We start from the raw sequence: 13,473 nt of genomic DNA, 5'->3' as shown, positions 1-13,473 counted from the left end.
GGCTTGCTGATGCCGGCGGATGTAACTGCCGGCTTTTTTGTCCCTATTCACTTTTCGATTCAAGACCATGGCACAGATTGCTTCCCTCGACGATTTCCTGATCAAGCTCCGCAAGCGCGACCCCCAGCAGCCGGAATTCCTGCAAGCCGTCCACGAAGTACTGGGCAGCCTGTGGCCCTTCATCGAAAAGAACCCGCGCTACGGCCAGCAGGGCCTGCTGGAGCGCCTGTGCGAACCCGAGCGCGTGATCCAGTTCCGCGTGACCTGGATGGATGACAAGGGCCAGGTGCAGGTCAACCGGGCCTTCCGCATCCAGCACAACAACGCCATCGGCCCGTACAAGGGCGGCATGCGCTTTCACCCTTCGGTGAACCTGTCGATCCTGAAGTTCCTGGCGTTCGAGCAAACCTTCAAGAACGCCCTGACCACGCTGCCCATGGGTGGCGGCAAGGGCGGTTCCGATTTCGATCCCAAGGGCCGCAGCGATGCCGAAGTGATGCGCTTCTGCCATGCCCTGATTTCCGAGCTGTACCGCCATATCGGCCCCGACACCGACGTGCCGGCTGGCGACATCGGCGTGGGTGCCCGTGAAGTCGGCTTCATGAACGGCATGATGAAGAAGCTGACCAACAACAACGGTACCGTGTTCACCGGTCGTGGCCTGAGCTTTGGCGGCAGCCTGATCCGTCCGGAAGCCACCGGTTATGGCCTGGTCTACTTTGTCGAAGCCATGCTGAACCACGCCGGCAAGTCCATCGAGGGCATGACCGTGTCGGTCTCCGGCTCCGGCAACGTGGCCCAGTACGCCATCGAGAAGGCCATGCACCATGGTGCGCGGGTGGTGACCTGCTCCGACTCCGACGGTACCGTCTACGATCCGGACGGCTTCAACCCGGAAAAACTGCTGGCCCTGATGGAGCTGAAGAACGTCAAGCGCGGCCGCCTGGTCGAATTTGCCGAAGCCTTCGGCCTGCAGTACCACGCCGGCAAGAAGCCCTGGCATATCCCGGTGGACATCGCCCTGCCCTGTGCCACCCAGAACGAGCTGAATGGCGAAGACGCACGCGAACTGGTGAAGAACGGCGTGAGCTGCGTGGCCGAAGGTGCCAACATGCCCAGCACGCTGGAAGCGATTGACGTGTTCCTGGGCTCGGGCAGCGTGCTGTACGCTCCGGGCAAGGCCAGCAACGCTGGCGGCGTCGCCGTTTCCGGCCTGGAAATGGCCCAGGGTGCGCAGCGCCTGTACTGGGGTGCCCCGGAAGTGGACGCCCGCCTGCAGGAAATCATGAAGGACATCCACATCAGCTGCGTGCAGCACGGTGCCGAGAATGGCAATACGGCTCCGCGCAGCCGCGTCAACTACGTGAACGGTGCCAATATCGCCGGTTTCGTCAAGGTGGCCGATGCCATGCTGGGCCAGGGCGTGATCTGATTCCCTTCAGTACCCTGCGCCATCCCGTCCGAGGATTTGATCCCGGACGGGATTTTTTCGTCACAATTCAGTACGTCAGCGTTTCCACACCGTCTTCGGTGCCGAGCAGGCAGACATCGGCCTTCTGGTGGGCAAACACGCCGACGGTAATCACGCCGGGCCACTGGTTGACTTCGCTTTCGAAGGCCAGCGGATCGTGGATCTGCAGGCCGCGCACATCGAGAATGTGCTGGCCATTGTCGGTGACCAGCGGTGCCCCCTGGCTGGAACGCACCATCGCCTGCCCCCCCATGGCGGCAAAGCGCTCGATCAGGCGGCCGGTAGCCATGGGAATGATCTCGACCGGCAGCGGAAACTGGCCGAGTACGCCGACGCGCTTGCTGGCATCGGCAATGCAGATGAAGCGCCGGCTTTGTGCCGCCACGATCTTCTCGCGCGTGAGCGCTGCACCGCCCCCCTTGATCATGTAGCCCTGGCCGTCAATCTCGTCGGCACCATCGATATAGACATCGAGCTCGCCCGCCTCGCTGGCGGTGAACACCGGGATGCCGAGTGCTTCGAGGCGCTCGGTGGAGGCCAGCGAGCTGCTGACCGCCCCCTTGATGTGGTCCTTCATGCCGCCCAGGGCATCGATGAACTTGTTGACGGTGGAACCGGTGCCGACTCCGACAATCGTGCCGGGAGTGACGTAGGCCAGCGCTGCCTGGCCAACCAGGGTCTTGAGTTCATCTTGGGTCATGCGGGTTTCCTGCCGTGGATTTGGGACAATGGGAGGATGCGATCACGCGGATCGCACCACCTGCACATTATCGTTCTTCCATGGCACTGATTCCCTACTCCCTGTCGCGCGCGGCCCTGTTCAGCATGGATGCTGAAGCAGCGCATGAATTCACCATCCGCTCCCTGTCGCGCCTGCAGCACACGCCGCTGCGCTGCACCTTTGCCCAGCCCTTTGTAAATGATCCGGTCACATTGTGCGGCCTGCGTTTTCCGAACCGTGTCGGACTGGCCGCCGGTCTGGACAAGAATGCCGAATGCATTGCCGCCTGGGAAGCCATGGGTTTCGGCTTTGTCGAGGTCGGCACCGTCACGCCCAAGGGCCAGCCGGGCAACCCCAAACCGCGCATGTTCCGCCTGCCGCCGTCCGAGGCCCTGATCAACCGCATGGGCTTCAACAACCATGGCCTGGATGCCTTTATCCGCAACGTGCAGCGCACCCGCCCGGTCCCCAGCAAGAGCCTGCTGGGTCTGAATATCGGCAAGAATGCCAGCACACCGATCGAACAGGCGGCTGACGACTATCTGGCCGGGCTGGATGGCGTCTACCCCTGGGCCGATTACGTCACCGTCAACATCAGCAGTCCGAACACGCAGAATCTGCGTGCCCTGCAAAGCGATGCAGCGCTGGATGCGCTGCTGGACACGTTGATGGAGCGCCGCGAACTGCTGGCACAGCAGCATGGCAAGCACAAGCCGCTGTTCATCAAGATTGCCCCGGATCTGGAGCAGGAACAGATTGCGCTGATTGCCAGCACGCTGCGCCGTTACGGCATGACGGCCGATGGCCGCCACGGCGGCCGCCTCGGCGTGATTGCCACCAACACCACCATCAGCCGTGAGGCAGTGCAGGGCCAACCGCATGCTGACGAGGCCGGCGGCCTGAGCGGTCGCCCGGTGTTCGAGAAGAGCAACCACGTGATCCGCGAGCTGCGCGCCGCACTGGGCACGGATTTTCCGATCATTGGTGCCGGCGGCATCATGAGCGGTGCCGATGCGCGTGCCAAGCGCGCTGCCGGTGCCGATGTGGTGCAGGTGTTTACCGGCCTGATCTACCGGGGTTCGGCGCTGGTGCGCGAAGTGGCCGAAGCCCTGCAGCCAGCCTGATACCGGATTTCAGGCGGCCAGACATGCCGCCACCATGTCGCCGATCGCCATGCTGCTGGTCAGGCCCGGCGATTCGATGCCGAACAGGTTGACCAGACCCGGCACGCCATGCTGCGCCGGGCCATCGATGCGAAAATCCGGCGCCGGCAGGCCGGGGCCGTAAATGGTGGGGCGAATACCGCTGTAAGCTGGTTGCAGCGCGCCATCCGGCAGATCGGGCCAGTAGCGGCGCACTGCCGTGTAGAAGGCCTGCAGCCGCTGCTCGTCCACGCGGTAGTCGAGCTGATCGGGATCGGTGCTATCCAGCCATTCGTGGTCCGGACCAAAGCGCGCCTGTCCGCCCAGATCCAGTGTCAGGTGCACACCCAGCCAGGCCCCGCTGGGAGCCGGATAGACCAGATGCGAAAACGGTGATCTGCCCGTCAGACTGGCATAGCTGCCCTTGGCAAAACGCTCCTGTGGCAGCTGCTGCGGGTCCAGCCCCTGGAAACGTCGCGCCAGCGCACAGGCATGCAGCGATGCCGCATTGACCAGCAGGTGACAGGCCAGCTCGCTGCCATCGGCGAGCTGCAGCACATGATGCATCTGTCCGAGCCGGGCCGATACCACCGTGCTGCCCAGCGCCACCAGACCACCCGCCTGCTCCAGTTCGGCCTGCAGCGCCAGCAACATGCCCTGGCTATCGATGATGCCGGTATCGGGCGACCAGAGCGCGGCCAGACAATCGATTTCGGGTTCCAGCGCCTGGGCCTGGGCAGCGTCCAGCAGCGCTACCGTGACGCCATTGGCCTGCGCCTGCCGGTAGAGGCCGTGCAAGGCCGGCAGCTGCTGCTGCGCGGTCGCCACGACCAGCTTGCCGGTCAGGCGATGCGCCACGCCATGGCGCTGGCACAGTTGCAGCAGCTGGACACGCCCTTGCACGCACAGGCGCGCCTTGAGCGAATCCGCGGGATAGTACAAGCCGGCGTGCAGGACTTCGCTGCTGCGCGAGGAAACGCCCTGCCCGATCGCCAGCGCACGCTCCAGCACGATGACCGCATGGCCGGCGCGCGCCAGGCTGCGAGCGCAGGCCAGCCCCACGGCACCGGCTCCGATGACGACGGCATCGACTGTGTCCACCTGTCCCGCTCCGTGAAACGGAAACCGTCAGTCTTCCTGGCGCAGTTTCAGCTGGTAACGATCACCCATGGGCGAGCCATCGGCATCCAGCTGTTGCAGCTGGCCAGCCTGATACGCATAGCGGCGGTATTCTCCATCCCTGTCCAGCTGCAGCATGCGGCGGTCCGCGCTCCAGCTGGTCTGCCCGCGCTGGATCACCGGCAGCGCACTGACGGTTTCGCGCTTCATGCTCAGGATGTAGCTGCCGTCCTCGTACAGCGACAGCAGCGTGCGGATGCCGGGGCAATCGGTACACGGCAGGCTGCCGGCATAATGGCCAACCCAGCTGATATCCTCGGCCGGGGCCGGAGCCTGGTCCGCTACCGGCGGGACCGGCTCCACGCGGATATCCTGCACCGGCGTGACCACGACGCCGGCATCGGGCACCCACGGTGCCACCGGTGCCTGCGGCGTGCTCTGGTTGATGACCGGTGCCGCAGTGCCTGTGCCGCGCAGCGGCGGCCAGCCGGGGCTATCCAGCGATACCGTGCTACATCCGGCCAGCCAGAACGATCCCAGGGCCAGCATCCATCCAGTCCGCAGCGTGGGCTTGGAATGGCTCATAGTTGCAATCTCCTTCACATCTTCGGCAGCATGCCTTGCCTGCCATTGTGACATCCGGCAGCAGGCGACGGCGGGTTATTCGATGGGCGTGAGCTTGGCCACGGCCAGGGCCAGCCACTTGACGCCATGGCGCGGAAAGTTGATCTTGGCCTTGGCATCGGTACCGCTGCCTTCGATCAGCAGCACATCGCCTTCGCCAAACTTGGCGTGGAACACGCGCATGCCCTTGTGCAGGCCATGACCGTCCTGCTGCTTGCGCGGGATCTCGGCGGCGGGCAGGCCCACCGACTGGCGCACGTCCTGGTTCCACTGCGCTTCGTCGTCCTGTCGCCAGCGGCCCGGTATGGCATCGGCAAAACCGCTGCGCTGCGGCGTGATCCATTTCAGGCATTCTTCCGGCAGTTCGTCGAGGAAGCGGCTGCGGATGTGGTAGCGCGTCTGGCCGTGCAGCATGCGCGTCTGTGCATGGCTCAGATAGAGACGCTGGCGCGCCCGCGTAATGGCCACGTACATCAGGCGACGTTCCTCTTCCAGACCGTCGAAGTCGTTCATGGCGTTTTCGTGCGGGAACAGGCCTTCTTCCAGACCACTGATGAAGACCACATCAAACTCCAGCCCCTTGGCCGCGTGCACCGTCATCAGCTGCACGGCATCCTGTCCGGCCTGGGCCTGGTTGTCTCCGGCCTCGAGCGCGGCGTGGGTCAGGAAGGCCGCCAGCGGTGACAGCGTTTCACCGTCAGGCAGCACGGCCTCCTCGCCTGCGACCACAGTGGCATCGGCCGGGCGCATGTCCACCGGCTGCAGGCCGGCGCTCTCGCGGCCAAATCCTTCGATGCTGACGAAGCTTTCGGCAGCGTTGACCAATTCCTGCAGGTTCTCGATACGGTCGGCACCATCGCGCTCGTTGCCGTAATGTTCCAGCAAGCCGCTGTGCTCCAGCACCAGCTCGACAATCTGCTTCAGGCTCAGGTCGGCCGACTGGTCGCGCATGGCATCGATCTTCGCCACAAAGGACGCGAGGTTGGCACCGGCCTTGCCCGCCACCAGCGCCACGGCATCGGTCAATGCGCTTTGCTGGCCGCGCGCCGCATCCTGCAACTGTTCCAGCGTGCGGGCACCAATGCCACGCGCCGGAAAGTTGACCACGCGCATGAAGCTGGTGTCGTCACGCGGATTGTCCAGCAGGCGCAGATAGGCCAGCGCATGCTTGATCTCGGCGCGCTCGAAGAAGCGCAACCCGCCATAGACGCGGTACGGCATGCCGACATTGAACAGCGTGGATTCGATCACCCGGCTCTGCGCATTGCTGCGGTAGAGGACGGCGATTTCCTTGCGCGAACGGCCATCGGCCACCAGCTGGCGGATTTCATCCACGATCCAGCGTGCCTCGGACAGGTCACTGGCCTGCTCCATCACGCGCACCGGCTCGCCTGCCCCCTGATCGGTGCGCAGGTTCTTGCCGAGACGGCGCTTGTTGTGGCTGATCAGCACGTTGGCACTGTCCAGGATATTGCTGTAGCTGCGGTAGTTCTGCTCCAGCTTGATCTGGTGCTGCACTTTCAGCTCGGTGACGAAATCGTTCATGTTGCCGACGCGGGCACCACGGAAGGCATAAATGCTCTGGTCATCATCGCCCACGGCCAGCACGGCGTTGGCCGGCACCCCTTCGCTGCCATCGGAGACCAGTTGCTTGAGCCACAGATATTGCAGACGGTTGGTGTCCTGGAACTCGTCCACCAGGATATGGCGGAAGCGGCGCTGGTAGTGCTGGCGCACCAGCGGGTAGTCGCGCAGAATCTCGTAGCTGCGCAGCATCAGCTCGCCAAAGTCGACCACGCCTTCACGCTGGCACTGCTCCTCGTAGAGCTGGTAGATTTCGGCCTTGCGGCGGCTTTCGGCATCGTGCACCGGCACATCGCCGGGACGCATGCCCTCTTCCTTGCAGCCACCGATGAACCACTGCATCTGCTTGGCCGGGAACTGGTCGTCCGAGATGCCGTGCTGCTTGTAGAGACGCTTGATGGCAGAAAGCTGATCCTGCGTGTCCAGGATCTGGAAGCCCTGCGGCAAGCCGGCCACCTGGTAATGTGCGCGCAGAAAACGGTTGCACAGGCCATGGAAAGTGCCGATCCACATGCCGCGCACGTTCAACGGCAGCATCGCCGACAGGCGCGCATTCATCTCCTTGGCGGCCTTGTTGGTAAAGGTGACGGCCAGCAGGCCACCGGGCGAGACACGCTGCTGTTGCAGCAGCCAGGCGATGCGCGTGGTCAGCACGCGCGTCTTGCCGGAGCCGGCACCGGCGAGGATCAGGGCGTGTTCATCGGGCAGCGTGACGGCGTGGCGCTGCTCGGGATTGAGGCCGTGCAGCAGCTTGTCGTCTGAGGCGGGAGGCGCGAAGGAGGTGAGATCATCGAACAGGGAAGACATGCCGCTATTGTAGGTACAAAGCGTTCGTCATGCGGCAGATCACCGGGGAGGCCACGCAGAATTCCCCGGCATTTTTCGTCCTGTTCCAGCACCTGCTGGCAGACGCAAAAAAGCCGGTCACCTTGCAGTGACCGGCTCTGGTCAGACCGGTATCAGGCCATTCGCGAACGACCTGGGTCGGGCAGATCAGTAGCGGTTGCCGCCACCGTTGCCACGACGCGGACCACCGGCCGGCTTGCGCCATTCGCCGTGCGCCGGGCGGGCTTCACGCGTTGCGGTGTCGCCGCCACGGCGGCCACCGGCATGACCGGCTGCTGCCGGACGCGGCTTGCGCGCCGGGGCATCACCGAAACCGCCAGCAAAGCCGCGGTCACGCTGCTGGAAACCACGATCGCCACGGTCCTGCTGGAAGCCGCGGTCATTGGCAAAACCGCGATCGCGCTGCTGGAAGCCACGCTCCTGACGGTCCTGGGCAAACTCGCGCTCGCCACCGAAACCACCACGCTCCTGGCGCACGCCGCCACGATCACCACCGCCAAAGCGGTTGTCCTGGCCAAAGCCGCCACGATCACGGCCACCGCCGAAGGAACGCTTGCCACCGCGACCGCCATGGCCCGGCGCACCAGCAGCGCGGCTCTTGCCCTTGGGCGGATGGCGCGTGGGTGTGCGCTGCTCGGGCTCCATGCCCGGAATCACGGCCGTCATCAGCGGCTGCTGGGTAAACTCCTCAATGTCCCAGATGCGGAAACGGTCACGGAATTCGGCAAAGGTCACGGCAATGCCACTGCGGCCGGCACGACCGGTACGGCCGATGCGGTGCGTGTAGTCCTCGGCCTTCATCGGCAGACCGAAGTTGAACACGTGGGTGATGCTGGGCACGTCGATGCCACGCGCGGCCACGTCTGTCGCCACCAGGAACTGGATCTTGCCCTGACGCAGCGCCTGCAGGCGACGGTTGCGCAGGCCCTGGCTCAGGGCACCATGCAACGCCACGGCGGCAAAACCGGCCTGCTGCAGGTCTTCGGCCAGGCCGTCACATTCGATCTGGGTGCTGGCAAACACGATGGCCTGCTCGATCGACGGGTCACGCAGCCAGTGGTCCAGCATGGCGCGCTTGTGGGCGAAGTTGTCGGCCCAGTAGAGCTTCTGCTCGATGGACGCGTGCTTTTCCTGCGGCGTATCGATCTGGATTTTTTGCGGCTCGCGCATGACGCGGGTGGCCAGCTGCTGGATGCGCGGCGCAAAGGTGGCGCTGAACATCATGGTCTGGCGGCGCTCGGCGGTCAGGGCATGGATTTCGGCCAGGTCTTCGGCAAAGCCCAGATCCAGCATGCGGTCGGCTTCGTCCACCACCAGGAACTGCACTTTTTCCAGCTTGATCTGCATGCTGCGCTGCAGGTCCAGCAGACGGCCCGGCGTCGCCACCACCAGATCGGCGCTCTGCAGGCGGGCAATCTGGATCGCGTAGGGCATGCCACCCACCACGTGGGCAATGCGCAAGCCCTTGCAGTGCTTGACCAGGTCGATGGCGTCATGCGCCACCTGCTGCGCGAGTTCGCGCGTCGGGCACAGCACCAGCGCGCCGGGCTCGGCGGCCTTGAAGTGGCGACGGTCGGTCGGGTTCTTGCGGCGCGGACGCTTGGGTGCCGGCTCGCCACTGGCGGCGGCTTCATCTACCTTGCGCTGCCATTCGATGCGTTCCTGCTCCTGCGCGGCTTCCTGCTGTTGCAGCAGCGTATGCAGCACCGGCAGCAGGAAGGCTGCGGTCTTGCCGCTGCCGGTCTGGCTGGACACCATCAGGTCGATGAAAGAGCTGGAGCCTTCGTTCAGCGCCAGCGGAATCGCCCTGGACTGGACCACGGTCGGCTGGGTATAGCCCAGGTCGACACAGGCCTGTACCAGCGGCTCGGCCAGATTCAGTTCGGTAAAACCGTTGGGCTGACCGTCTTCGACGGCGACCAGGGCTTCGGGCTGCAGCTCGGCATGCAGATGGGGATCGGGAATCGGATTGCCCGGCAGTTGTTCGGCAACAGGGGATTGCGGCTGCGCGGCTGCGCCAGCCTGAGAGGCTTCTTGATACATGAATAAATCTCACACGTGCGCCAGCCCGCAGGGCTGCGCAACGTCAGGGTAGGTAATGTGCATCCACCGTCTGACGTTCATTCACCGCATGACAGAAACATGCGGGAGGGACATGCAAGTGCATGCCGGGTGTGAGATGGGAGATGTACGCGATTGGGGGCCTGTTTGCAATCCGTTGCCTGTCTGCTGGCAACCATCGCCCCCACGGGATCCTCTTATTATCAACGAAATTCGGGTTTTTACCAAGCGCTGCTGTTGTTGTATGGCACCAGCACCCTATTCCGGCACCGTATCGGCCAGCCCCAGTTCGTCGCTCAGGCGGGCCACCGGCTTGCCTTCGGCCTTGCGCAACTGCAAGGGCGTCAGGCCGAACCAGCGCATGCAGAAACGGTGAAAACTGCTCAGTTCGCGAAAACCCAGACGATAGGCCACTTCCTTGATCGAGTAGCTGGTGTGGCACAGGTAGAGCCGGGTCATGTCGCGCCGCACCTCTGTCAGCAGCTGGCGGTATTGCCAGCCCTCGGCCTGCAGGCTGCGTTGCAGGCTGCGCGGCGTCATGTGCAGCAGGCCGGCAATGTCCTCGATGGTCGGCGGCTGCTGTTGCAGACGCTCCATGATCAGCTGTCGCACCCGCAGGTAGACGGGGGAATTGGCACGCAGCTCCTCCAGCTTGAAATCCGCCACCCGCATGTGGATTTCAGACAGCAGGGGCGAACTGGGCAACAGGGGATCGTCCAGCTGTGTCCGCTCCAGCACCAGGGAATTCGCGTGGGCACCGCACGTCAGCCGGATATGGCGCTGCCGGGCCATGGCCAGAATCCGGGGATTGGGCGCATCGTAGGTCATGGCGACCTCCCAGACCCGCAAGGGCTTGCCCCCGCGCAGCATGCGCAGGAAACCGAGCAGGCCCGCTACCATCATGTCCTGCAGCACGCGCGGTCGGGGTTGCAGGTCATCAGCATGGAAGGTCAGGCGGCAGCCGCCAGCCTCCTCGCCCAGGCTGATGCTCAGGCTGTCGTCCAGCAAGGGGGCGTAACGGGCCAGCCGCTGCAAGGCTTCCATCAGGGTGTTGCTGCCCATCATCAGATAGCCCACGATCTGCAACATGCCGGGATGGATGGACTGGTGCGCCAGCATCACCAGTTCGCTGTCTTCCTTGCCTTCCGCCAGCCGCTCCAGCAGCTCTCCCACCAGGGTGTACATGGCGCGCTTGGGCACCCGGTTGTCGGGACTGGACACATCTTCCGCCGTGATACCCGCCAGCGCATACAGACGCTCCAGGTCGCGGTCTTCGGGCGGCAGCAGATCAATGAACATGTGCACCAGTGACACAGCAACAGTCGTGCCATGTGCCATGGAGCTGTCATCAGACAAGGCGGTGGTGCGGGAGGAGGTAGTGGGCATCGGGTCAGGCAAGGGCGGGCGCAGGCAAGCCGCCTGCAGGGAAATCCAGGCTAGCAGATTAAAACGAAACGGGACGCAACACGCCTACTGCGGCTTTTCCTGTCGGGATCGGACACAAGGATGTCGTGCCTCATCATGTCGCCTTGCCTATATTGCATGGAACCCAAAGTCAGTGCCGGCTGGCAAGGCCTGAAGCACCAGATCAAGGGGGGCAGACGACCAGCCTGGCAGCTGACTTCAGCATACCCCCAGGTCATTGCAGGTGTATTGGGCGCCGGCTCTGACAGGGGGCGGGTGCCAATGGCATCATCCGTTCTGTTTTTCACCTTTCTGCCTCCCGCACACCATGTCACTTGCTGCTGTCCGCCCCATCCGTAGTTCCCTTCTGACTGCTGCCCTGCTGTTCGCGGGCGCGGGTCAGGCACTGGCCGATGACTGGGGCATGGTCGTGGGGGCCGGGGATGAAAGCGCCAAAAAAGTCGGCATCATTGCCGGCTGGGACCGTGAACGGCCACTGTGGCAAGGCGAAAAATGGCATTTGGGCCTGCGCCATGAAGTGGAGCTGGGTTTCTGGGATGTTCCCCATGCCAGCGACACCGTCGAATTCGGCTATTCGCCCATTTTGCGCCTGATCCGCCCCCTGGGCCAGCATGAGCGCCTGTTTACCGAAGGCTCGGTCGGCGTACGCCTGCTGTCCAACACGCGCATGTCCTCCGATACCAACCTGTCGACCGCCTTCCAGTTTTCCGACATGCTGGGCGTAGGCTACCAGTGGGGCCCGAAGCAGCGCCACACCGTGGGAACACGCTATGTACACCTGTCCAACGCCGGCATCAAGAAACCCAATGACGGCATGAATTTTGGCCTGATGTACTACCAGTACAAGTTCCGATAAGACGGCGCTGCAGCGTCTCGAACTACAGGCAGTGTCGCGTTCCGACACTGCCTTGTCGTTTGTAACGGCGGATTTTGCCCTGCAGCGCCGACCAGGCGGGCATAATGGCCTTTTGCCCGGGCTGGCGATGGCCTCCGGGCACCATCCGGTCGCCATGCCCCGGCAGCGACCCTGACAGGATTTCCTCCCCATGGTACGAGAGACCTTGTTGCTGCGTGCCGGCCTGGCACTGCTGCCTGTGGCACTGGCCAGCGGCTGTGCCATACCGGGTGGCCAGCACCAGGCCGATACCGCCTTGCTGCTCCCCGCCAGCTACAGCCGGGACAACGGCCTGCACACCCATGTCAGCGCCGATACCGCCTGGCGCGACTACTTCACCGATCCGCAGCTGCAGACCCTGATCGAACAGGCCCTGGCCCGGAACCGCGACCTGCGCAGCGCCGTGCTGCAGGTGCAGGAAGCGCAGGCACTTTACGGCATCCAGCGTGCCGAACTGGCACCTGCCGTGGGCCTGGCGGCCGATGGCAGCCGCGGCCGTACCCCTGCCGACCTGTCTCCCAGCCGCACTGCCGTCATTGGTAGCCAATACAGCGTGGGACTGGGTGTGGCCAGCTGGGAAATCGACTTCTGGGGCCGCATCCGCCATCTGGAGCAGGCGGCCCTGCAGAACTACCTGGCCACCGATGCCGCCCAGCGCGCCCTGCGCACCAGCCTGGTGGCCGAATTGGCCCATGCCTGGCTGCTGCAGCGCGAGTACGACCAGCGCATCGCCATTGCGCGTGCTTCGGTCGCCTCACGCCAGGAATCGACCCGCATCTACACCCGCCGCTACCAGGTGGGAGCCAGCTCGCGGCTGGAGCTGACCCAGGTGCAAACACTGTTGACCCAGGCCCAGGCCTTGCTGGAACAACTGGAACAGGCGCGCGAACGCAACGGCCATGCGCTGGCCCTGCTGGCTGGCGGCCCGGTGGACCTGACGCCACAGGCCGGCCTGCCGGACTCACTGCCGCCGCTGCAGGCCGGCCTGCCCTCCTCGCTGCTGACAGAACGGCCCGATATCGTGGCCGCCGAGCACCAGCTGGCGGCAGCCAATGCCCGGATTGGCGCGGCGCGAGCCGCCTTTTTTCCCAGCATCTCGCTGACCGGCATGTTCGGCACGGCCAGCAGCGAACTGGATGGCTTGTTCCAGGGCGGCAGCCGCAGCTGGAGTTTCATGCCCAGCCTGTCGCTGCCGATTTTCACGGCCGGCCGGCTGCGCAACAACCTGAATCTGGCCGAAGTCCGGGCCGACATGGCCGTGGCCCGATACGAGAAAACCGTGCAATCGGCCTTTCGCGATGTGGCCGATGCCCTGAGTGCCCGGCACTGGCTGGAACGGCAGCTGGCCACCCAACAGCAGGGCTTGCAGGTGCAGCGCGAACGTACCCGGCTGGTGCGCATGCGCTACGACAGCGGCGCCATCAGCTACCTGGAGGTACTGGATGCCGAGCGCAGCCTGTTGCAGGCCGAGCAGGACTGGGTCGTGACCCGGCGCCAGCTGCTGGCCACCCACATCACCCTGTTTGCCGCCCTGGGCGGCGGTGCCCTGGGCAGTACGCCCGCCCCCTTGCCCTGATGCCCTTCG

Annotated in this window: 10 protein-coding genes; 4 read left to right on the top strand and 6 right to left on the bottom strand. The window is 64.4% G+C overall.

The window, feature by feature from the left end; genetic code table 11:
• Positions 1–67 precede the first annotated feature (67 nt).
• Entirely contained in the window at positions 68–1,432 is a 1,365-nt protein-coding gene (gene gdhA / locus C513_RS0108580; RefSeq protein ID WP_018715643.1) for an NADP-specific glutamate dehydrogenase, read from the top strand.
• Between the two features lie 67 nt (positions 1,433–1,499).
• Here the strand turns inward: gdhA and rpiA are convergent, their stop codons facing one another.
• Positions 1,500–2,171, bottom strand: coding sequence for a ribose-5-phosphate isomerase RpiA (gene rpiA, locus C513_RS0108575; protein ID WP_018715642.1), 672 nt, complete (start codon positions 2,169–2,171; stop codon positions 1,500–1,502).
• A gap of 80 nt (positions 2,172–2,251) precedes the next feature.
• On the opposite strand from rpiA, the gene C513_RS0108570 reads away from it, so the two are divergent.
• Complete coding sequence (locus C513_RS0108570) at positions 2,252–3,316, top strand: quinone-dependent dihydroorotate dehydrogenase (protein WP_018715641.1); 1,065 nt, start codon at positions 2,252–2,254, stop codon at positions 3,314–3,316.
• Between the two features lie 9 nt (positions 3,317–3,325).
• On the opposite strand, the gene C513_RS0108565 is transcribed toward C513_RS0108570, so the two are convergent.
• From C513_RS0108565 to C513_RS0108540, 5 genes are all read right to left on the bottom strand, one after another.
• On the bottom strand, positions 3,326–4,435 hold the full coding sequence (locus C513_RS0108565; protein WP_018715640.1) for an NAD(P)/FAD-dependent oxidoreductase: 1,110 nt from the start codon (positions 4,433–4,435) through the stop codon (positions 3,326–3,328).
• 27 nt (positions 4,436–4,462) lie between these two features.
• Positions 4,463–5,038: a copper resistance protein NlpE gene (locus C513_RS0108560; RefSeq protein WP_018715639.1), complete on the bottom strand. Its 576-nt coding sequence runs from the start codon at positions 5,036–5,038 to the stop codon at positions 4,463–4,465.
• Positions 5,039–5,113: 75 nt separating this feature from the next.
• Positions 5,114–7,468, bottom strand: a complete 2,355-nt coding sequence (locus tag C513_RS0108555; RefSeq protein ID WP_018715638.1) for a UvrD-helicase domain-containing protein — start codon at positions 7,466–7,468, stop codon at positions 5,114–5,116.
• 186 nt (positions 7,469–7,654) lie between these two features.
• Complete coding sequence (locus tag C513_RS13105; protein ID WP_018715636.1) at positions 7,655–9,550, bottom strand: DEAD/DEAH box helicase; 1,896 nt, start codon at positions 9,548–9,550, stop codon at positions 7,655–7,657.
• Positions 9,551–9,826: 276 nt separating this feature from the next.
• Entirely contained in the window at positions 9,827–10,954 is a 1,128-nt protein-coding gene (locus tag C513_RS0108540) for an AraC family transcriptional regulator (protein WP_018715635.1), read from the bottom strand.
• Between the two features lie 346 nt (positions 10,955–11,300).
• Here C513_RS0108540 and C513_RS0108535 point away from each other — a divergent pair, with 346 nt between their 5' ends.
• Positions 11,301–11,849: an acyloxyacyl hydrolase gene (locus C513_RS0108535; RefSeq protein WP_051084423.1), complete on the top strand. Its 549-nt coding sequence runs from the start codon at positions 11,301–11,303 to the stop codon at positions 11,847–11,849.
• A gap of 190 nt (positions 11,850–12,039) precedes the next feature.
• Positions 12,040–13,464 (top strand): efflux transporter outer membrane subunit, encoded by a 1,425-nt coding sequence (locus C513_RS0108530; RefSeq protein ID WP_018715633.1) that lies wholly within the window; start codon positions 12,040–12,042, stop codon positions 13,462–13,464.
• The last annotated feature ends 9 nt before the right edge of the window (positions 13,465–13,473 follow it).

Origin of the sequence: Allobrachymonas chironomi DSM 19884, from assembly GCF_000374625.1 — a bacterium.
Taxonomy (GTDB): domain Bacteria; phylum Pseudomonadota; class Gammaproteobacteria; order Burkholderiales; family Burkholderiaceae_C; genus Brachymonas; species Brachymonas chironomi.
This window is presented reverse-complemented; position numbering and strand designations above follow the sequence as displayed.